This is a genomic window from Polaromonas sp. P1_F9 (assembly GCF_056405615.1).
Window position 1 is genome coordinate 218,870 of sequence record NZ_JBFUBT010000003.1, and the last position, 20,482, is coordinate 239,351.

Annotated in this window: 15 protein-coding genes and 2 tRNA genes; 8 read left to right on the forward strand and 9 right to left on the reverse strand. The window is 61.8% G+C overall.

Translation table 11 applies throughout. The features are described from left to right. Positions 1-69 precede the first annotated feature (69 nt). From def to smc, 6 genes are all read right to left on the reverse strand, one after another. Complete coding sequence (gene def / locus AC1DYR_RS09950; RefSeq protein WP_457280842.1) at positions 70-609, reverse strand: peptide deformylase; 540 nt, start codon at positions 607-609, stop codon at positions 70-72. Between the two features lie 39 nt (positions 610-648). Further along, positions 649-846 (reverse strand): hypothetical protein, encoded by a 198-nt coding sequence (locus AC1DYR_RS09955; protein WP_477665993.1) that lies wholly within the window; start codon positions 844-846, stop codon positions 649-651. A 107-nt stretch (positions 847-953) separates the two neighbouring features. After that, a complete protein-coding gene (locus tag AC1DYR_RS09960; protein WP_457280840.1) occupies positions 954-1,670 on the reverse strand; it encodes an MgtC/SapB family protein in 717 nt (238 codons plus the stop codon). Positions 1,671-1,698: 28 nt separating this feature from the next. Beyond that, on the reverse strand, positions 1,699-3,885 hold the full coding sequence (gene ligA / locus AC1DYR_RS09965; protein ID WP_477704969.1) for an NAD-dependent DNA ligase LigA: 2,187 nt from the start codon (positions 3,883-3,885) through the stop codon (positions 1,699-1,701). A gap of 36 nt (positions 3,886-3,921) precedes the next feature. After that, positions 3,922-4,995: a cell division protein ZipA C-terminal FtsZ-binding domain-containing protein gene (locus tag AC1DYR_RS09970; RefSeq protein ID WP_477665991.1), complete on the reverse strand. Its 1,074-nt coding sequence runs from the start codon at positions 4,993-4,995 to the stop codon at positions 3,922-3,924. Between the two features lie 112 nt (positions 4,996-5,107). After that, the gene (smc, locus tag AC1DYR_RS09975) at positions 5,108-8,644 is read right to left on the reverse strand and encodes a chromosome segregation protein SMC (RefSeq protein ID WP_457280837.1); all 3,537 of its coding nucleotides are present in this window, start codon (positions 8,642-8,644) and stop codon (positions 5,108-5,110) included. A 403-nt stretch (positions 8,645-9,047) separates the two neighbouring features. Between smc and dapC the strand changes: the two genes are divergently transcribed. The 8 genes from dapC (at position 9,048) to AC1DYR_RS10015 (ending at position 19,354) form a co-directional block, all read left to right on the forward strand. Then, complete coding sequence (gene dapC / locus AC1DYR_RS09980) at positions 9,048-10,265, forward strand: succinyldiaminopimelate transaminase (RefSeq protein WP_477704970.1); 1,218 nt, start codon at positions 9,048-9,050, stop codon at positions 10,263-10,265. Positions 10,266-10,277: 12 nt separating this feature from the next. After that, a complete protein-coding gene (gene dapD / locus AC1DYR_RS09985) occupies positions 10,278-11,114 on the forward strand; it encodes a 2,3,4,5-tetrahydropyridine-2,6-dicarboxylate N-succinyltransferase (RefSeq protein ID WP_457280835.1) in 837 nt (278 codons plus the stop codon). Positions 11,115-11,271: 157 nt separating this feature from the next. After that, positions 11,272-12,417 (forward strand): PilT/PilU family type 4a pilus ATPase, encoded by a 1,146-nt coding sequence (locus AC1DYR_RS09990; protein WP_431096336.1) that lies wholly within the window; start codon positions 11,272-11,274, stop codon positions 12,415-12,417. Between the two features lie 50 nt (positions 12,418-12,467). Next, positions 12,468-13,694 carry a succinyl-diaminopimelate desuccinylase gene (gene dapE, locus AC1DYR_RS09995; protein WP_477704971.1) on the forward strand — a complete coding sequence of 409 codons (1,227 nt, stop codon included), beginning with the start codon at positions 12,468-12,470 and terminating at the stop codon, positions 13,692-13,694. Continuing rightward, positions 13,691-14,605: a 50S ribosomal protein L3 N(5)-glutamine methyltransferase gene (gene prmB / locus AC1DYR_RS10000; protein WP_477704972.1), complete on the forward strand. Its 915-nt coding sequence runs from the start codon at positions 13,691-13,693 to the stop codon at positions 14,603-14,605. Before dapE ends, prmB begins: the two co-directional genes overlap by 4 nt. Positions 14,606-14,709: 104 nt before the next feature. Further along, entirely contained in the window at positions 14,710-16,731 is a 2,022-nt protein-coding gene (locus tag AC1DYR_RS10005) for an ABC-F family ATP-binding cassette domain-containing protein (protein WP_477704973.1), read from the forward strand. Positions 16,732-16,806: 75 nt separating this feature from the next. Then, on the forward strand, positions 16,807-18,732 hold the full coding sequence (locus AC1DYR_RS10010) for an O-linked N-acetylglucosamine transferase, SPINDLY family protein (protein ID WP_477704974.1): 1,926 nt from the start codon (positions 16,807-16,809) through the stop codon (positions 18,730-18,732). A gap of 118 nt (positions 18,733-18,850) precedes the next feature. Further along, the gene (locus AC1DYR_RS10015) at positions 18,851-19,354 is read left to right on the forward strand and encodes a hypothetical protein (protein WP_477704975.1); all 504 of its coding nucleotides are present in this window, start codon (positions 18,851-18,853) and stop codon (positions 19,352-19,354) included. A 77-nt stretch (positions 19,355-19,431) separates the two neighbouring features. Here the strand turns inward: AC1DYR_RS10015 and AC1DYR_RS10020 are convergent. The 3 genes from AC1DYR_RS10020 to AC1DYR_RS10030 all read right to left on the reverse strand — a co-directional run bounded on the left by AC1DYR_RS10020 (position 19,432) and on the right by AC1DYR_RS10030 (position 20,464). Then, positions 19,432-19,507, reverse strand: a tRNA-Lys gene (locus tag AC1DYR_RS10020). 8 nt (positions 19,508-19,515) lie between these two features. Then, positions 19,516-19,591: transfer RNA gene (locus tag AC1DYR_RS10025), tRNA-Lys, on the reverse strand. A gap of 93 nt (positions 19,592-19,684) precedes the next feature. After that, positions 19,685-20,464, reverse strand: a complete 780-nt coding sequence (locus AC1DYR_RS10030) for a tRNA threonylcarbamoyladenosine dehydratase (RefSeq protein WP_477704976.1) — start codon at positions 20,462-20,464, stop codon at positions 19,685-19,687. Positions 20,465-20,482 lie beyond the last annotated feature (18 nt).

A 20,482-nucleotide genomic window follows, 5' to 3' on the forward strand; every position in this document is an offset into this window, starting at 1 on the left:
GTACAACACGCTCTGGCGGGGCGAAATAGCCCTCGATCAGCCTCAGTGTACCCTTCGACGTTCCCGCGGTCAGTCGTCGTCCGACGCGTCCAGTCCGGGGAAAAGCACCTCGGTAAAGCCAAACTGGCTGAAGTCGCGGATGCGCATGGGATAAAGCTTGCCAATCAGGTGATCACACTCATGCTGCACCACTCGCGCGTGAAAACCGTCCACCGAACGCTCAATCGCATCACCGTACTGGTCAAAGCCGCTGTAGCGAATTCGCGAAAGGCGCGGGACCAGGCCGCGCAGACCGGGTACGGAAAGGCAGCCTTCCCAGCCGCCCTCTTCTTCAGGCCCCAGGGGCGTGATCAAAGGGTTCAGCAAGACGGTGCGGGGCACTACCGGTGCATCGGGATAGCGTGGGTTGACCGTGTCAGTCCCAAAAATGACCAACTGCAGGTCGACCCCAATCTGTGGGGCTGCCAGGCCGGCACCGTTGACAGCGCGCATGGTATCGAACATGTCGGCAATGAGCAGGTGCAGCTCGTCGGTGTCGAAGGCGGTCACGGGCTGAGCCACGCGCAGCAGCCGCGGGTCGCCCATTTTGAGGATTTCGCGAATGGTCATGCGCCAATTATCGTGGCGCAGGGCCTTATCGGGGAAGTTTTAGCGCCAATGCCGATAGCCCCAACCCCGGTAATAGCCGGGCGCGGGAACCACCACCACGGGGGCCGGCTCCACGTAGACAGGGCGGGCCGGGTAAACAGCCACCGGACGTGGGGCAATCGGCGCCACCACGCAGCCAGACAGCAAAACAGCCAGACCGGCGGCCCCTGTCAAGGCAGATAAACGTTTGTAATTCATGAAAAACTCCTGTGTGTACAGGTCTTTTCAACGTCTGGCGTAGCCGCCTGGCGTGACGTCCGGCGTGCAAACCCCGGTAACGCCATGTAAGGCGCGTCGGTGATGCACTACTCCGTGGTGCTGGCGCTCCAGTAAGCCTGGCTGACCGCAGGCAACTCACCGAGCTGCCGGACAAGGCGGTCCATCGCGGGGCCGTCCACCGCAATGGCGACCAGCGTCGCCTGGATTTTCACGCTTTCCTCGCCGAAGGCGGACACTTTGAGGTCGTTGGTCGGATAGTGCAGCTCCTCCAGCGATTTCTCCAGGGCACCCAGCACCTCTTTTTGATGCCCCCCGCTCGTGACCACATAGACCGAGTTGGTTACCTCGGCCGACTGCACGTCCAGTGGCAAGCGGTTGATCTGGTTGACGATGGGCCTCAGCAAGGTATTGGCCGCCAGCACGAACAGCGTGGCAATGCCTGCCTGCACCACCAGGTCAGCGCCCGCGCAGGCGCCCACAGCACCCGAGCACCACAAGGTGGCGGCCGTGTTGAGCCCGCGCACATTGCCTTCCTCGCGCATGATCACGCCGGCACCCAGAAAGCCGATGCCCGAAACCACATAGGCCACCACATGCACTGCGCCCTGCGCGCCGGTCAGCCGATTCGCCATGTCGACAAAAATCGCGGCGCCTACGGCCACCAATACGTTGGTGCGAAGTCCTGCGGTGCGTTGCCGGTACTGGCGCTCAAAACCGATCAAGGCGCCAAAGACGAACGCCGAAGACAGGCTCAGGAGCGAGTCCAGGAGGTCCGCAGAGTTGAGGTTTTCGAATGCCTGCATGGGTGTGTTGCCTCCCGTGAGCCTGAAACTATCCGGGTGGGCCAGCCAGCAGGGCCAGCAAGGCCGCTTCGTCGATGACCGGAACACCCAGTGTTTGGGCCTTGACCAGCTTGCTGCCAGCCTCTTCGCCGGCCACCACGTAGTCGGTTTTTTTACTGACAGAGCCAGCCACCTTGCCGCCTGCGGCCTCCACCCTGTCCTTGGCCTCGTCGCGGCTCAAGGTGGGTAATGTGCCGGTGATGACAAAAGTCTTGCCCGACAACGGCTGGGGCGCCCGGGCAGCTGGTTCGCCCTCCTCCCAGGCCACGCCACAGGCGCGCAGTTGCTCGACCACTTCGCGGTTGTGCGCCTGCTCAAAGAAGGTGCGAATACTCTGCGCCACGATCGGCCCCACATCGCTGACTTCCAGCAGTTGCTCTTCGGTGGCATCCATGATGGCGTCCAGCTTGCCGAAATGGCGCGCCAGCTCCTTGGCCGTCGCCTCGCCGACGTGCCGTATGCCCAGGCCGAACAAAAAGCGAGGCAAAGTTGTCTGCTTGGACTTTTCAAGCGCTTCCAGCAAGTTGTTGGCAGACTTCTCCGCCATGCGGTCCAGGCTGGCGAGCGCCGTCAGGCCCAGTTTGTAGAGATCGGGCAAGGTACGGATCACGTTGGCATCAACCAGCTGCTCGACCAGCTTGTCGCCCAGGCCTTCGACTTCGACGGCGCGCCGGTGTGCGTAATGCAGGATGGCTTCCTTGCGCTGGGCACCGCAGAAAAGTCCGCCGGTGCAGCGGTAATCGGCTTCACCTTCTTCTCGCACGGCGTCGGAGCCGCAAACCGGGCATTTGTGCGGCATGGTGAATTGCGGCGCATCCTGCACCCGCTTGTCGAGCAGCACGCTGACGACTTCGGGTATCACGTCACCCGCGCGGCGCACGATCACGGTATCGCCCACGCGCACGTCCTTGCGGCGCGCTTCATCTTCGTTGTGCAGCGTGGCGTTGGTCACGGTGACACCGCCCACAAATACCGGTGCCAGCTTGGCAACCGGCGTCAGCTTGCCTGTGCGGCCCACCTGCACCTCAATGGCCAGCACGGTGGTGAGCTGCTCCTGCGCCGGGTATTTGTGCGCCACGGCCCAGCGCGGCTCGCGCGTGACAAAGCCCATTTTTTTCTGCAGCGCCAGGCTGTTGACCTTGTAGACCACACCGTCAATGTCGTAAGGCAGGCTGTCGCGCTGCTTGCCCATGGTCTGGTGGAATGCTATTAATTCAGGAGCGCCTTGCGCAAGCTGCGTTTGGGCTGCGACCGGAAAACCCCATGATTTGAGTGTTAGCAGGAGCTGAAAATGGGTTTCGAACGCCGGACCGCCCTCTTCCGGCGGAGAGATATCCCCCAAACCGTAAGCAAAAAAACTCAAGCGCCGCCGCGCGGCCAACGTTGGATCCAGCTGGCGCACGCCGCCAGCTGCGGCGTTGCGCGGATTGACGAAGGTTTTTTCACCCTTGGCGCCTTGCGCGATCTTCTCGCGCTGCTTCTCGTTGAGCGCTTCGAAGTCGGCGCGGCGCATGTAAACCTCGCCGCGCACTTCCATGACCGGCGGCGGAAAAATGGCCCCCACGCTCGCCATTTCATGTGCTTCGCTGCCCCCCGAGGGGGCTAGCCTTGCTAGGGGCGGCCCGTCGCTGCGGCTGGGCAAACGAAGCGGAATCTGGTTGATGGTCCGGATGTTCTGCGTCACGTCTTCGCCGACTTCACCGTCACCGCGCGTGGCAGCCTGCACCAGGATGCCATTTTCATAACGCAGGCTCATCGCCAGGCCATCGAACTTGAGTTCGGCGACATATTCGACAGGCGGGTCGGATTCCACCAGACCCAACTCCTTGCGCACGCGGGTGTCGAAGTTCTGGGCGCCTGTAGCTTCGGTGTCAGTTTCAGTGCGAATGCTGAGCATGGGCACCTTGTGGCGCACACTGGCGAATTGGTCCAGTGGCTTGCCGCCTACGCGCTGGGTCGGCGAATCGGGTGTCAACAGTTCAGGATGAGCCGCCTCAAGCGCCTGCAACTCTTTGAACAGCTTGTCGTACTCGGCATCGGGAATCGTGGGTTCGTCGAGCACGTAGTAACGGTGCGCGTGCAGATGCAGCTCTGCGCGCAACGCAGCGACGTGCTCCGCGGCGGAAGCCGGCTGCGGCGAGGGTTCGGGCTGCGCAAACAGGTCTTTGGTGGCCATGAAAAAGATCGGAAACGGGCGAAAAGCCCGGGAAAATCAAGAGAAAAGCCGGCGCCCTAGCACCGAGCCCGCCGACAGATCGCGGCTGTCCAGCGTGTCATAAAGCTGTTCCAGGTCGGCGTGGATGACTTCCATTGCCTCGGGCCGGATCAGATTGCCGTTGTCGTCGATGATCACACCGTCCATGTTGGCAGCCAGGGACAGCGCGGCTTCGCACATGCGAGCAAAGGGCTGCTCGGAGCGGGAAACCTGTGGAACGTCGAGCGACAGCGTCAGTTCACGCAGCGCCGTCTGCTCCGGGTCTTCTGCCATGGCGGCCTGTGTGTCGAAGGCCAGCCCCAGGATGGGGGCCTGCCCCTGCTGGTTCGCCGGCAATACCATGCGCCCGGGAATGGAGCCGGGAACGAAGCCCAGCCGCGCCGCACTTTGGTGGACATAACCCGGGCTCCAGGCGGTGTTGACGGCGCGCAGGGTAAAGCTCAGCTGTGCGTCATGGCCGCTGGCAAACTGGTCGAGTTCGCGGGCTCGCGCCACCTCGTCCAGCATTTCCGGAAACTCCGGCTCGCCGCCCACCGCATCGGCAAACGCCTGCGCCTTCATCACGAATTCAGAGTATTCAATCTGGTTGAGCGCACCGGTGCGGTTGGCCAGCTGCACGCCGCACTGAAAGGCGCTGTAACGATGCCCTGCTGTGGGAAATTCCCATTCGCCGGTAATGATGCTCAGGCCTTCAACGCCGAAAGGCTTGCTGCCGGCCCGGCGCGTGCTGGGCATGGCGGCAAGCGCGGCTTCGCCCGACACCATGCCCTCAATCACCACGGGCGCAACGGCATCAATCAGCACGTCAAGACCTGGCTTTCTGTCGGATGCATTCATCGTGGCGAGCGAGGCCAGCGATGCCAGGCCAGAATCCACGTCAAAGCTGGGTTCCAGCCGTTCAGCAGCGGCACCTTCGCCACTTTGTGCGGGTGCAAGCTCTTGCTCGGGTGCGGGGGCTTCCGGTGTGGCCTGCTTGGGCAGGTTCCTGCGCGACGACCAGGCGCTGTGTGCCACCACACCGGCCAGCACCAGCCCGCCCACCACCGCCAGACTGATCTGCAAAGTGCTCATTCAGCCCCCACGCTTCTCGCTTCGCGTAGTACGCTGCCCCCCGAGGGGGCCGCTGCGCCTGCGGCCCGGCAAAGCCGGTTCCGCGGCCCCTGCTGGCATAAAACCCCGGTGTTCATGCTGCCTCAGCGAAACCGATGGCAGCTTCCATGTCCACCGCCACGATGCGTGAAACGCCCTGCTCCTGCATGGTCACGCCAATCAACTGTTCGGCCATTTCCATGGCGATCTTGTTGTGGCTGATGAAGAGGAACTGCGTTTCCTTGCTCATGGAGCGCACCAGCTTGGCGTAGCGCTCGGTGTTGGCGTCGTCCAGCGGCGCGTCGACCTCATCGAGCAAACAGAAAGGCGCGGGGTTGAGCTGGAAGATCGCAAACACCAGGGCGATGGCTGTCAGTGCCTTTTCACCGCCCGAGAGCAGGTGAATGGTCTGGTTTTTCTTGCCGGGCGGCTGGGCAATCACCTGCACGCCGGCGTCGAGGATTTCCTCGCCCGTCATCATGAGCTTGGCGTTGCCGCCGCCAAAGAGTTCGGGGAACATGCGGCCGAAATGGCCGTTGACCGTCTCGAAGGTGCTCGAGAGCAGGTCGCGCGTTTCGATGTCGATCTTCTTGATCGCATCTTCCAGCGTGGTCATGGCTTCATTCAGGTCGGCAGACTGCGCGTCAAGGAATTGCTTGCGTTCGCGCGCGGTGCTCAGCTCGTCCAGCGCGGCCAGGTTGACGGCACCCAGCGACTGGATTTCGCGGTTGATGCGGTCAATTTCGCCTTGCAGGCCGGTCAGGCGCACATTGCCGGACTGGATGGATTGCTCCACCGCAGCCAGGTCGGCCTGTGCGTCGGCCAGCAACTGCGCGTATTGCTCAAAGCCCAGACGCGCGGCCTGCTCTTTCAGCTGGAACTCGGTGATGCGCTGGCGCAGCGGGTCAAGCTCGCGCTCCAGTTGCAGGCGCCGCTCATCGCTGGCGCGCAGCTTGCTGGTCAGGTCGTCGTACTGGCTGCGCTTGGCACCCAGGTCGGCTTCACGCTCAAGCTTCACGCTCAGTGCGCTTTGCAGGCCGGCCTGCGCGGCGGCGTCTGTCAGGCGCGTGAGCTCTTCGCGGGCTTGCGCTTCCTCGCTCGCGATGGAGCTGGCCTGCTGAGCGGCAATGTCAATGGAGCGGGTCAGTTCTTCGCGGCGGGACGCCAGGCTGCGCAATGCAAACGTGGCTTCCTGCGCCTGGCGTTCCAGCGTGCGCTGCTGCTCACGTGATTCGCCCAGCTTGCGCTCGGTTTCGATCACGCGGTCGTCCAGCTGCGCATGGCGTTCCTGGCTGTCGGCCAGTTGCATGTCCAGCTCTTCAAAGCGGCCTTCGGCGGTAACCTTGCGCTCCTGCAGTTCGCCGAGCTGCGCTTCGATTTCGGCCATGTCGGCCTGGATCTGCTCGCTGCGCGCCCGGGTCTGCTCGGCCAGTTGCGTCAGGCGCAGCACTTCGACCTGCAGCTCATGGGTACGGCTCTGGCCTTCGGCGGTTTCGCGGCGTGCCGTGGCCAGGCGCTGGGCGGCGTCGGCATAGGCGGCTTCGGCGCGTATCAGCGCGGAGCGGGCCTCTTCGCTGATCAGCGCCTGGGCCTTGAGCTGCTTGTCGAGGTTTTCAATCTCCTGGGCACGGGCCAGCAAGCCGGCCTGTTCGGAATCCTGGGCGTAAAAGCTCACGCTGTGGTGCGTCACGGCATGGCCGCTCTGCACATAAATCACTTCGCCGGCCTGCAGCTTGTCGCGCGCGGCCAGGGCGTCGTCCAGGCCTTGGGCCGTATAGCAGCCCTGCAGCCAGTCACCCAGCAATGCCGACTGGCCGGCATCATTGAGGCGCAGCAGTTCGGTCAGTGGTTTGAGGTTGATCGCAGCGTTGGTGCGTGCGGGCGCGGCGGCGCTGGGCGGCGAATAAAACGAGAGCTTGGCCGGCGGCGTGTCGCGGCCATCGGTGCCGGCAAAGCCGCGCACCATGTCGAGCCGGCTGACTTCGAGTGCGCCCAGGCGCTCACGCAGTGCAGCTTCAAGCGCGTTTTCCCAGCCTTGTTCGATGTGGATGCGGCTCCACAGGCCTTGCAGGCCATCGAGGCCGTGCTTGGCCAGCCAGGGCTTGAGCTTGCCGTCAGTCTTGACCTTTTCCTGCAAGGCCTTGAGCGCTTCCATGCGTGCCGACAGGTCGGCCCGCTTGGCGGATTCGGTGTTGACGGTGTGCTGCAGCGTGCGGCGTTCTTCGTCGAGCTGCGGCACGCTGTCGGTCAGCTCGTGCAGGCGCGCCTCGGCTTCAGCTTGGGCTTCTTGCGCGGCGGTGAACTGTGTGTTCAGGTTGGCCAGGCGCGCTTCGTCGGGTGCGTTCAGCGCGTTGCGGTCTGCCGTGAGCTTTTCCAGCCGCAACCCCAGGCTGCGCGACTGCTCTTCGATGTTGCGCTGGTCGGCGGCCAACACCTGGATTTGCTGCTGCACCTGGCCGACGCTGGCGCGCTGCTCATTGGCCTTGGCTTGTGCCTGACGCAGGGCGTCTTCCAGGGCGGGCAACTGCGTCTGGTGCTCTTCTGTCTGCGCAGCCAGCAGCTCGGCTTTTTCCTCGGCTTCAATGGCTTGCGCAGCCAGGTTTTCCGTCTCAACGGCGGCGTCTTCCTTGCGCGTGGCCCATTGGGCGGTTTGTTCTTTCAACTGGGCCAGGCGTTGCTCGACGCGCTGGCGGCCGTCGACCACGAAGCGGATCTCGGCCTCCAGGCGGCCGACTTCAGCGCTGGCCTCGTACAGCTTGCCCTGGGCCTGGTTGACCTGGTCGCCGGCCGAGTAATGCGCCTGACGAATGGTTTCCAGGTCGGCCTCGATGTGGCGCAGGTCGGCCACGCGGCTTTCCAGGTCGTTCACGGCCTTTTCGGCGTCGGCCTTGACCTTGGACTGGTCGGCTTCGCTTTCGGCGCGTTTGAGGAACCACAGCTGGTGCTGCTTCAGGCTCGCGTCGGCATTCAGCGCGTTGTAGCGCATGGCGACCTCGGCCTGCTTTTCAAGCCGGTCCAGGTTGGCGTTCAGCTCGCGCAGGATGTCTTCGACGCGGGTCAGGTTTTCGCGGGTGTCCGACAGGCGGTTTGCGGTCTCGCGGCGACGCTCTTTGTACTTGGAGACACCGGCGGCTTCTTCGAGGAAAAGGCGCAGCTCTTCGGGTTTGGACTCGATGATTCGGCTGATGGTGCCCTGGCCGATGATGGCGTAGGCGCGCGGGCCCAGGCCGGTGCCCAGAAACACGTCCTGCACGTCGCGGCGGCGCACCGGCTGGTTGTTGATGTAGTAGCTGGAGGTGCCGTCGCGCGTCAGCACGCGCTTGACGGCGATCTCGACAAACTGGCCCCACTGGCCGCCGGCGCGGTGGTCGGCGTTGTCAAACACCAGTTCCACGCTGGAGCGGCTGGCGGGCTTGCGTGTGGTGGTGCCGTTGAAGATGACGTCCTGCATGGACTCGCCGCGCAGCTCGGAGGCCTTGCTCTCGCCCAGCACCCAGCGCACTGCGTCCATGATGTTGGACTTGCCGCAACCGTTAGGGCCCACCACGCCGACCAGTTGGCCCGGCAGTACGAAATTGGTGGGCTCTGCGAATGATTTGAAACCAGATAGCTTGATCGAATTGAGACGCACGGCTGTCCCTGTTTTTTTGAGCTTGAGGTAGGGAGTTACAGCCCTAACTCGTTGATTTTTATGGCGTTTTACGGAAAAACGCTGACACACGCCGTGTACCACTTTCAGTAGCGCACGGTCCGCCATGTTACCCGAGCGGGACGCAGATTTTGCCGGGAAAAAGGCCCTTGACGGGCCCAGCGTGAAACACTTTGCTTCGCACGGCGGCGGTCTGTCAGGGTGATGCCCGGCCCTGCGCTGCCTGAAAATGGCTGGGTACCGGGGAAATTTAGATTGAATTGGCCTGGAGCCCAATAAGAACAGGCGCGAGAAGCTATTAATTTGATAGCAATCAGATCGGGGCGTGACAAGCCGCAACCCAGACCGGCAGCGGGTCTGCAAGGCGAGGCTGGATAATCAGGGCATGAATCCCCTGCTTTCACGCCTCCAGCCCTACCCGTTTGAACGGTTGCGCCAGTTGCACGCCGATGTCACCCCCAACCCGGCCTATAAACCCATCAGCCTTGGCATAGGCGAACCGCGCCATGCCACGCCCCAGCTCATCAAGGATGCGTTGACAGCCAGCCTGGGCGGCCTGGCCAGTTACCCCGGTACGCTGGGGGAGCCGAAGCTGCGCCAGGCCATGACCGACTGGCTGGCCCGCCGCTATGGCCTGAAACTGGACCCGGCCACACAAGTCCTGCCGGTCAACGGCTCGCGCGAGGCGCTGTTTTCACTGGCGCAAACCGTGCTGGACGCCAACAGACCGGGCGCCACCGTGGTCTGCCCGAATCCGTTCTATCAAATTTATGAAGGCGCAGCCCTGCTGGCGGGCGCCCAGACCTGGTTTGCGCCCAGCGACCCGGCGCGCAACTTCGGCATCGACTGGGCGGCCGTGCCGACTGAGGTATGGGCCAAAACCCAGTTGGTGTTCGTCTGTTCGCCCGGCAACCCCACCGGTTCGGTGATGTCGCTGCCTGAATGGAAGCTGCTGTTTGAGCTCAGTGATCGCTACGGCTTTGTCATCGCCTCCGACGAGTGCTACAGCGAGATCTATTTCCGCGAGGGTGACGATGGAGGAGCGCCGCTGGGCGGCCTGCAGGCGGCTTCCCAGCTGGGCCGGCATGACTTCAAAAACCTGATTTCCCTTACCAGCCTCTCCAAACGCAGCAACGTGCCGGGCCTGCGCAGCGGCTTTGTGGCGGGCGATGCGGCGCTGATCAAGCCGTTTTTGCTCTACCGTACCTACCACGGCAGCGCCATGAGTCCCATCGTGCAGGCGGCCAGCATCGCCGCATGGAACGACGAGCAGCACGTGGTGGACAACCGCGCCATGTACCGCGAAAAATTCACCAAAGTCACGCCCCTGCTGTCGGCGGTGATGGACGTCGCCCTGCCCGATGCAGGCTTTTACCTGTGGGCCGGAATCCCCGAGGCATTCAGGGGTTCGGACACCGCGTTTTCGCGCGAGCTGCTCGCTCTTTACAATGTCGTGGTGTTGCCGGGCAGTTACCTGGCACGCGATGCGCAGGGCTACAACCCCGGCGCCGGCAGAATCCGCATGGCGCTGGTGGCAGAAACGGCCGAATGCGTGGAGGCCGCAGAGCGCATCGTCCAGTTCATCCAATCCAAAGTTCACTGAAAAACCATTCTCATGACTCAAGCCAACCTGCAAGCGCTCCAGCAAACCATTGACGCCGCCTGGGAAGACCGCGCCAACCTGTCGCCCAAGTCGGCGCCCAAGGACATCCTGGAGGCAGTGGAGCAAACGATTTCCCAGCTGAACAATGGCTCGCTGCGCGTGGCCACCCGCGAAAGCGTGGGTGTGTGGACGACGCACCAGTGGATCAAGAAAGCGGTGCTGCTGAGCTTTCGCCTGAAAGACAACGAACTCATGCGTGCCGGCGACCTCGGCTTTTTCGACAAGGTCAAAACCAAATTTGCACACCTGAGCGAAGCCGAAATGCGCGAAACCGGTGTGCGCGTGGTGCCCCCCGCCGTGGCCCGCCGCGGCAGCTTCATCGCCAAGGGCGCGATCCTGATGCCCAGCTACGTCAACATCGGCGCATGGGTTGGCGAAGGCACCATGGTCGACACCTGGGCCACCGTGGGCAGCTGCGCACAGGTCGGCAACAACGTGCACCTTTCCGGCGGCGTCGGCCTGGGCGGCGTGCTGGAGCCTTTGCAGGCCAACCCCACCATCATTGAAGACAACTGCTTTATCGGCGCACGCTCCGAAGTGGTCGAAGGCGTGATCGTCGAAGAAAATTCGGTGATCTCTATGGGTGTCTACATCGGCCAGAGCACGCCGATTTACGACCGCGAAGCCGACACCGTCACCTACGGCCGTATTCCTGCAGGCTCCGTCGTGGTGTCGGGTAACCTGCCCAAGGCCGGCGGCAAGTACAGCATGTACTGCGCGGTGATCGTCAAGCGCGTGGACGCAAAAACCCGTTCCACCACCAGCCTGAACGATCTGCTGCGCGACTAGACATGGCCCCCACGCTTCTCGCTTCGCGTAGTGCGCTGCCCCCCGAGGGGGCCGCTGCGCCTGCGGCCCGGCAAAGCCGGTTCCGCGGCCCCTGCTGGCGAGGAACCCTAAGTCGGGTGGCCAACGTTGTATTTCATTTCAATCAAGAGGGTGGACTATGAGCACGATGGAAAGAATCCTGCGTTTGATGGTGGACAAGAAGGCGTCTGACGTCTACCTGTCGGCCCATTCACCCGCCCTGATCAAGATCAATGGCCAGGCCATCCCGATCAATGCGCAGATCCTGCCGCCGGAGGCACCGCGCAACCTGCTGGCCGAGGTATTGCCGCCCGAGCGCATCGAAGAGATGGAGGAAATGGGTGAGCTCAACATGGCGTTGCCGATTGCCGGCCTGGGCAACTTCCGTATCAGCGGATTCAAGCAGCGCAGCACCTACGCCGCCGTGATCCGCTACATCCCCAGCGAAATCCCGCCACTGGAAAGCCTGAACGTGCCGCCCATCCTGGCCGACCTGATCATGGAAAAGCGCGGCCTGCTGCTGATGGTGGGTTCCACCGGCGCCGGCAAAAGCACCACGCTGGCCTCCATGATCGATCTGCGCAACGAGACAACGCTGGGTCACATCCTCACCATCGAAGACCCGGTCGAATTTTTGTTCACCAACAAGAAGTCTGTCGTGAATCAGCGGGAGGTCGGCAGCGATACACAATCGCTGCAAGTAGCGCTGAAAAATGCGTTGCGCCAGGCGCCTGACGTCATCCTGATCGGTGAAATCCGCGACCGCGAAACCATGTCGGCGGCCATTGCCTATGCGCAGTCGGGCCATTTGTGCCTGGCGACCATGCACGCCAACAACAGCTACCAGGCGCTGAACCGGATCCTGAGCTTTTACCCGGTGGAAGTGCGCAGCACCATGCTGGGTGATCTGGGTGCCGCGCTCAAGGCCATCGTGTCGCAGCGCCTGCTGCGCACCCAGGACGGCGGCCGAACGCCGGCGGTGGAAGTCATGCTCAACACCAAGCTGATCTCCGAGTTGATCGAAAAAGGCGATTTTTCAGGCGTCAAGGAAGCGATGGAAAAATCCATGGCCGAAGGCTCACAGACCTTCGAGCAGGACATCGCCAAGCTGATCGTGGCCGGCACCGTCACACGCAAGGAAGGTGTTCTCTACGCCGACTCGCCGACCAACCTGATGTGGCGGCTGGAAAATGACTTTGCCATCAAGGCCAAGACACTGGAGCCTGAAGAGGACCCGGATGACGAACCGTCCTTTACGGAAATCACGCTGGACGTGAAACACTAAAAACACGGCCGCGCTCGTTTTCGGGCCGGTGTTAACAGGCCCTAAACGACATGTCCCGAACCCTGCATCTGGCCGAACAGCTGATTTCCCGCCCCTCCGTCACGCCTGACGACGCCGACTGCCAGGCCATGCTGATCGCCCGGCTGGCGCCGCTGGGTTTTCAATGTGAAACCATCGTCAGCGGCCCCGCCGACTTCCGCGTCACCAACCTGTGGGCCAAACGCGAGGGGAAATTTAAGGACTTTAGGCCTGCAGACCAATCAGGACGAGCGCAAGCAGCTCCTGAATTGATAGCAAATGGCGCTGAAACCGCGCCTGCCAAAACACTGGTATTCGCCGGCCACACCGACGTGGTGCCCACCGGCCCCCTCGACCAGTGGCACAGCCACCCGTTCACCCCCAGCCATCGTGATGGACAAATGTATGGCCGTGGCGCCGCCGACATGAAAACGTCGATTGCGGCCATGGTGGTTGCGGTCGAGGAATTCCTGGCCGCCCACCCGGATCCGGCCTTGTCGATCGCCTTCCTGATCACCAGCGACGAGGAAGGCCCCGCCGTGGACGGCACGGTCATGGTCTGCGAGCAGCTGAAAGCGCGCGGCGAAACGCTGGACTATTGCATCGTGGGCGAACCCACCTCGGTCGAGCGCCTGGGCGACATGATCAAGAACGGCCGCCGTGGCACCATGAGCGGCAAGCTCACTGTCAAGGGCGTGCAGGGCCATATTGCCTACCCGCACCTGGCCAAAAACCCCATCCACCTGTTTGCACCTGCGCTGGCCGAACTGGTGGCCACCGAGTGGGACAAAGGCAACGACTTTTTTCCGGCCACGAGCTGGCAGGTCTCCAACATCCACGGTGGCACCGGCGCGTCCAACGTCATCCCGGGCGAACTGGTGGTGGACTTCAATTTCCGCTTCTGCACCGAGTCCACACCGGAGAGCCTGCAGCAACGCCTGCAGGCCGTGCTCAGCCGGCACCAGCTGGAGTACGACCTGAAATGGACCCTGGGAGGTCTCCCTTTCCTGACCACTCCGGGCACACTGGTGGACGCGGTGCGTGGAGCGATCCAGGCTGAAACCGGCCTGAAAACCGAGCTTTCGACCACGGGCGGCACGAGTGACGGCCGCTTCATCGCCAAAATCTGCCCGCAAGTCATTGAGTTCGGTCCCCTCAACGCTTCGATCCACAAGATCAACGAGCATGTCCTGGTGAGTTCACTCGATCCGCTCAAAAACATCTACAAAGGTGTTCTGGAACGGCTGGCGGCAGCATGACAGAGTCGAAAACGCCTGCCGCGTCGCTGACGGTGCTAACGCTGGTCGAGCAAATGGCCGCCAGGCTGGAGGCCGCCGGCCTGCACTTTTCGGACGGATTCGGGCAAGGCACCACCAACGCGTTCGACGAGGCCGCCTGGCTGGTGCTGTGGAAGCTGGGCTTGCCGCTGGATGACCTCGATTCTGTAGAGAACCGGCCTGTAACCCAAGAGGAACGAGCGCAAGCTGCTATGCTTTTGGAAGCGCGCATCAGCACCCGCAAGCCGGCTGCTTACTTGACGAACGAAGCCTGGCTCATGGGCGTGCCCTTTTACGTGGACGAGCGTGTGATCATTCCGCGCTCCCTGATTGCCGAGCTGCTAGCCGACGCCAGCATAGACCCCTGGCTGGGCGAGCACACCCACCGGGTGCTCGACCTCTGCACCGGCAATGGCAGCCTCGCAGTGCTGGCGGCCATGACTTACCCCGATGTGGTGGTGGATGCCGCTGATATCAGCCTGGACGCTTTGGAGGTAGCCCGTATCAATGTGGACCGTCATCATCTGGACGGCCGCATCACGCTGGTTGAGTCCGACGGCCTGGCTGCATGCGCCGGGCTCTACGACCTGATTTTGTGCAATCCGCCCTACGTTAACGCTGCCAGCATGGCCGCCCTTCCTGCAGAATTCCGGGCAGAACCGGCGATGGCGCTGGACGGAAACACGCTGGGCGGCACGGACGGTATGGACTTCATTCGCGGCCTTCTACGGGACGTGACCCGCCATATGAGCGAAAATGCTGTGTTGGTGCTGGAAATCGGCAATGAGCGCAAGAATTTTGAGCGCGCTTTCCCGGCGCTTGAACCGCTGTGGTTCGAGACCAGCTCGGGCGCCGACCAGGTCTTGCTGCTGACGCGCGAACAACTGGCCTGAGCTGACGCTCAAGGCCCGGCCTGGATAACTGGCGCAGCGCTTGCATGGCAAGCGTGTACGACGCTCCGCCGCCCCCGAATACTTTTCCTGAAGCTTTTTATTAAATGATTACCCTCAAAAACGTCGTGCTGCGCCGCGGCGCCAAAGTGATTCTGGATGGCGCGTCCGTCACCCTCAACCCCGGCGAAAACGTTGGCCTGGTGGGGCGTAACGGCGCGGGCAAGTCCTCGTTGTTCGCCATGCTCAACGGTACGCTGCATGAAGACGGCGGCGAGTTTTCGATTCCCACGCAATGGCGCATGGCGCAAGTAGCGCAGGACATGCCCGAAACCGAGCAAAGCGCCACGGACTACGTCATCGAAGGCGACGTGGTGCTGATGGCTGCGCAGGCCGAAGTGGCGGCCGCCGAGGCCAGCGGTGACGGCGACCGTATGGCGCACGCCTACATGGAGCTGTACGACTCCGGCGCGCATGACTCGCAGGCGCGCGCGCAGGCACTGATCCTGGGTCTGGGCTTCAAGGTCAGCGAACTGGACAACCCGGTCAACAGCTTTTCCGGCGGCTGGCGCATGCGCCTGCAGCTGGCGCGTGCGCTGATGTGCCCGTCTGACCTGCTGCTGCTGGACGAGCCCACCAATCACCTGGACCTGGACGCACTGGTCTGGCTGGAAGCCTGGCTCAAGCGCTACCAGGGCACCATGCTAGTCATCAGCCATGACCGCGAATTCCTCGACGCCGTGACCGACGTGACGGTGCACATCGAAAGCGCCAAGCTGACCCGCTACGGCGGCAATTACAGCAAGTTCGAAGACTTGCGTTCCGAGCAGATGGCGTTGCAACAGACTGCGTTTTCCAAGCAGCAGGACAAGATCGCCCACCTGCAGAAGTTCATCGCCCGCTTCAAAGCCAAAGCCAGCAAGGCCAAGCAGGCGCAAAGCCGCGTCAAGGCACTGGACCGGATGGAGAAGATCGCGCCACTGCTGGCCGAGGCCGACTTCACCTTCGAGTTCAAGGAGCCTGCCAACCTGCCCAACCCCATGCTGTCGATGCAGAACGCCTATTTCGGCTACCCGCCGCTTGAAGGCTCTCCCGAGGGTACGCTCCCCACCGTTATCGTCCAGAACGTCAGCAAGTCGGTGCTGGCCGGACAGCGCATCGGCATCCTGGGCGCCAACGGCCAGGGCAAGTCCACGCTGGTGAAAACCGTGGCGCGCGCGCTGGCGCCCATCAGTGGCGAGATGATTGAGGGCAAGGGCCTGAACATCGGCTACTTTGCGCAGCAGGAGCTGGACGTGCTGCGTCCGGCCGACAACCCGCTGGAGCACATGATTCGCCTGGCCAAGGAAGTCACCGCTGCCGGCAAGATGGGCAACCAGCCCACGCGTGAGCAGGACTTGCGCAGCTTCCTGGGTAATTTCAATTTCGGCGGCGACATGGTCAAACAGGCCGTGGGCAGCATGAGCGGCGGAGAGAAGGCTCGCCTGGTGCTGTGCATGATCGTCTGGCAACGCCCCAACCTGCTGCTGCTTGATGAGCCGACCAACCACCTGGATCTGGCCACGCGCGAAGCCTTGTCGATGGCACTCAACGAGTTTGAAGGCACCGTGATGCTGGTGAGCCACGACCGCGCACTGCTACGCGCCGTCTGCGACGAATTCTGGATGGTGTCTCAGGGCGGCGTCGCCCCCTTTGACGGCGACCTGGACGACTACCAGAAGTACCTGCTGGACCATGCCAAACGCCAGCGCGAGGAAGCCAAAAAAGCCGGCAACACGACCACCCCTGCGGTGGCATCGCCTGCGACCGTAGTCGCACCGGCGGTTCAGGCCGACAGCAAGAAAACGATCCCGAAAGACCCGCCCGAACAGCGCAAGCTTGATGCACAGCGCCGCCAGCAACAGACCGAAGCCACCAAGCCGCTGCGCAAGGAAATCGAGAAAATCGACGTGCGCATGAAAGCGCTTGCCGCAGAACGCGACAGCCTGCAGGGCTTGCTGACCACCACCACTGCGCCCGCAGAGATCGCCCAGACCGGCAAGCGCCTCAAGGCCATCGAGGGCGAAATAGACATGCTGGAAGAACGGTGGCTGGAAATTTCAGAACAAATAGAGTCGGCGGCGGTATAAACCGGACAGAGCATTTTTTGCAAAACCCCTCTGGATGGCCGCGGAACCGAAGTCTGTCCGGGCCGTATCTTTGAAATGTTAAAAAAGTTCTTCAAAAAGCCGCTGGTAACCCCGCTTGTCGCGGAATCTGGGGCGGCACTCGCCGAAAAACTTGTTCTGGAGGGCAACCAGTTTGAAGATGCAGGGCAGCTGGAGCGCGCGTGTGCGCTGTATCGCGAGGCTATCTCTGCAGCGCCGCAGTTTGCAAAAGGCTATTTGAACCTCGGCATAGCCCTGGCAGCTATCGGTGACGCCTCCGGCGCCGCAGGTGCCTATGAAGAAGTTCTGCGAATAGACCCAGGCAACGCTTTCGGCAACTACAACTTTGCCAAGCTGACTTATTTAGGCAGGGACCTTGCAAAAACAGAAACCCTGTTGCAACAGGCGCTTTTGACCAAGCCAGACTTTTTTGAGGCGCTGGTGCTTCTTTCCAGTGTCCTGGATGACACGGCACGCATTTTATTGGCTCTGGAAGCCCTGACAAAGGCGCTGCGCCTCAGGGCGGACAACGGCGGCGCGTGGATGAATCAGGCCATGCTGTTGCGCAAACTGGACGAGCCCGAAGACGCTGAAAAAGCAATCAGACAGGCTCTGGAAATCGACCCGGCCAACACAGAGGCTTTATCTATCCTGAGCGGCATCCTGCGCACACTTGGATTCAACGAAGAAGCCTCCGTGGTGCTTGAGACGGCTTTACGGCTGCGGCCCGAAAAATTTGACCTGCAATCCACACAGTTGTTTCTTCTGAATCTGGACGAAAAACTTTTAGCGGAAGATGTTTTTCAACGCCATGCAGCGTTCGGGGCCAGGATGGAAATGGCTTTGCCGGTTAGGTTTGAAACGCGACGGAGATCGGACATTCAGAAAGCGCGTTTGAAAATCGGCTATGTTTCGAGTGATTTCAACAGTCATCCGGTGTCACAGTTCATGCTTCCCGTTCTTGAACGTCATGACCCTGATTCGTTCGAAGTCTTCTGCTACTCGTGTGGATCGCGCAAAGACGACGTTACGGAAAAAATTCGCGGTCTTTGCCACCACTGGACCGATGCAAACACATTGTCGGACCGGCAGCTGGCCGACACGATTTATCGGGACGGCATTGACATTCTTGTCGACCTGTCGGGTCACTCCGGGAGCCCGAAGCTGGCGGTGTTCAGTGAGCGCCCGGCAGCTGTACAGGCGACCTGGCTGGGCTACCTGAATACGAGCGGTCTGAGCCGGATGGATTACCGGATTTGCGATGCTCGAACCGACCCCGTAGAGTTGTCGGGCAAGTTCCACACCGAGAGGCTGATTCATCTTCCTGAAAGCCAGTGGTGCTACCGCCCGGTGATGGACATGGACCATGCGCAAACCGCGCCCGTTCAGGCCAATGGGCATATCACACTCGGATCTTTTAACAGTGGTCAAAAGATATCCGCAGCCATGTGCCAGCGCTGGGCAGAGATATTGGTCGCAGTGCCAGGTTCAAGGCTTCTGATTGCAGACGTGAAATCTGAACGCAAGCGGGTGGCTATCACCCAGCAAATGAGCCAGGTCGGGGTGACGGCCGACCGTATTGAATTCATGCCGCGCATGGAGATGCGTGGCTATTTTGCCCTGTACAACAGGGTAGACATGGCACTGGATACGCACCCCTACGGCGGTGGTACAACCACCTTTGACGCACTCTGGATGGGTGTGCCCGTGGTCGCAGCAAAGGGAAATACGCCGGCGTCCAGAAGTGCGGCCAGTATTCTGGAGGCGTTGGGCCTGACCGAATGGATCGCACCTTCCATAGAAGACTACGTCCGCACAGCTACCCGGCGCGCTTCCGATCCCGCTGCCCTGCAAGCCCTGCGCCAGTCACTTCGGCCCTTGCTGATGGGCTCTCCCCTGGCGGACGAACGACGATTTGTGCAAAGCCTCGAAGCCTGTTATGTCAAGATGTGGGCTGACTTCTGCGCGCGTGCAGCGCCGTAGACCATATCCCGGGGCAAAGCCGCCAAAAGCCCATTCCGGTCAGGAAACAGAAACCACATCCTGGCGCAGAAAAAATCTGTCTGCCAGCTTGGCGTACCACAGCGAAAGGATGCCGATCATGCCAACAGCACTCCATATGGCCGCAGATGACGCGGCGCTTGAAGCCGCCGTCAAGCGCAGCCGCAAGCTGCTCAACAAACGGGCTCTGGTCGCTGCTGCAGCCAGTGCTGTACCTGTGCCGGGTTTGGACTGGGCCGTCGATGCGGCATTGCTCTCAAAACTGATCCCGGAAATCAACAGGGAGTTCGGTCTCACGCCGCAACAACTCGACAAGCTGGAGCCCAGAAAGCGCGACCAGGTGCAAAAAGCAGTCACCCTGGTCGGTTCGGTGCTCATCGGCAAATTCATCAGCCGTGACCTTGTCATCAAGGCTGCCACCAAGATCGGCGTCAGGCTGACCACCAAACAGGTTGCCAAGTATGTGCCACTGGCCGGCCAGATCGTTTCTGCCGCAGTCGGCTATGCGGCAATCCGCTACCTCGGCGAAGAGCACATGAAAGACTGTATCCGGGTGGCGAAGCAGGCGGATATGGAGCTGCCCTTGCTCGGCTATTCGACCTGAAACCGCAAGGCCGAGCTCAGGATTCCAAGTCAGCGCAAAAAAAGGACCTAGCCTTGCGGCTAAGTCCTTGATGTACCTGGTGGGTTCTGACAGATTCGAACTGTCGACCTACGGATTAAGAGTCCGCTGCTCTACCAACTGAGCTAAGAACCCGGAAATTCTGGTGGGACCAGCGGGGGTCGAACCCACGACAAACGGATTAAAAGTCCGCTGCTCTACCAACTGAGCTATGGTCCCAAGAACGTATCTCGCGATACATCCCGGTATTTGCTGCTTTGAAGGCAGCAAAGCCTTGAATTATAGCGTGGTTTTTTAGACCTCCGCAAAAACTCAGACGGCAATTTTGTCGAGTGCCCAGCCGGCCGCGCACAGGCCAAAGGTCGAGGTCACGCTGACGACCGATCCATAGCCGTGGCAGTTCAGACTGCCATCACTCTGGGCTGCGGCAGCCGGCTGCAGGACCGCCTCCCGACTGAACACGCAGGCCACGCCCATCTTGCCCTTGCGCGCGGCACCATGCTCTTTACGCAATCTGTAACGCAATTGCGCCAGCAGTGGGTCATGCGTGACCAGCGACAGGTCATCAATGTCGACGCGGTGCGCAAGCCGCTTGCCACCGGCGGCGCCCACGCTGACCAGGCTCACCTTCTCGGCAATGGCCCACGCAGCCATGGCCGTCTTGGCTTTGACCTGGTCGCAGGCGTCGATCACGGCGAATTGCTTGCGGTCAAAACCCGCTTCCAGGCCAAGGATGCCAGGCCAGTTGGCAGCATCAACAAACTCCTCAATGCCGTCGACGCGGCACCCTGGATGAATTTGCGCAATGCGTTCACGCATGGCTTGCACCTTGGCCTGCCCCAACGTGCTGTCAAGCGCATGAATCTGGCGGTTGATGTTGGATTCGGCGATGTGGTCGAGGTCGATCAAGGTGAGGCGGGCTACGCCGCTGCGCGCCGCGGCCTCGGCCGCCCAGGAGCCTACCCCGCCCAGGCCTACCACCACAATGTGCGCCTGGCGTATGCGCTGCGCGCCTGCTACGCCATAGAGGCGCGCCAGACCGCTGAAGCGGCGCTCCAGATCGGCGGGAGGTTCTTCGAGGAGGGATGTCATTGGAAATGCGGATCGTTG

What these genes read in the sequence shown, in the direction of transcription:
- def (WP_457280842.1), bottom strand. Translation starts at nt 609, where the DNA reads ATGACCATTCGCGAAATCCTCAAAATGGGCGACCCGCGGCTGCTGCGC.
- AC1DYR_RS09955 (WP_477665993.1), bottom strand. Translation starts at nt 846, where the DNA reads ATGAATTACAAACGTTTATCTGCCTTGACAGGGGCCGCCGGTCTGGCT.
- AC1DYR_RS09960 (WP_457280840.1), bottom strand. Translation starts at nt 1,670, where the DNA reads ATGCAGGCATTCGAAAACCTCAACTCTGCGGACCTCCTGGACTCGCTC.
- ligA (WP_477704969.1), bottom strand. Translation starts at nt 3,885, where the DNA reads ATGGCCACCAAAGACCTGTTTGCGCAGCCCGAACCCTCGCCGCAGCCG.
- AC1DYR_RS09970 (WP_477665991.1), bottom strand. Translation starts at nt 4,995, where the DNA reads ATGAGCACTTTGCAGATCAGTCTGGCGGTGGTGGGCGGGCTGGTGCTG.
- dapC (WP_477704970.1), top strand. Translation starts at nt 9,048, where the DNA reads ATGAATCCCCTGCTTTCACGCCTCCAGCCCTACCCGTTTGAACGGTTG.
- dapD (WP_457280835.1), top strand. Translation starts at nt 10,278, where the DNA reads ATGACTCAAGCCAACCTGCAAGCGCTCCAGCAAACCATTGACGCCGCC.
- AC1DYR_RS09990 (WP_431096336.1), top strand. Translation starts at nt 11,272, where the DNA reads ATGAGCACGATGGAAAGAATCCTGCGTTTGATGGTGGACAAGAAGGCG.
- dapE (WP_477704971.1), top strand. Translation starts at nt 12,468, where the DNA reads ATGTCCCGAACCCTGCATCTGGCCGAACAGCTGATTTCCCGCCCCTCC.
- prmB (WP_477704972.1), top strand. Translation starts at nt 13,691, where the DNA reads ATGACAGAGTCGAAAACGCCTGCCGCGTCGCTGACGGTGCTAACGCTG.
- AC1DYR_RS10005 (WP_477704973.1), top strand. Translation starts at nt 14,710, where the DNA reads ATGATTACCCTCAAAAACGTCGTGCTGCGCCGCGGCGCCAAAGTGATT.
- AC1DYR_RS10010 (WP_477704974.1), top strand. Translation starts at nt 16,807, where the DNA reads ATGTTAAAAAAGTTCTTCAAAAAGCCGCTGGTAACCCCGCTTGTCGCG.
- AC1DYR_RS10015 (WP_477704975.1), top strand. Translation starts at nt 18,851, where the DNA reads ATGCCAACAGCACTCCATATGGCCGCAGATGACGCGGCGCTTGAAGCC.
- AC1DYR_RS10030 (WP_477704976.1), bottom strand. Translation starts at nt 20,464, where the DNA reads ATGACATCCCTCCTCGAAGAACCTCCCGCCGATCTGGAGCGCCGCTTC.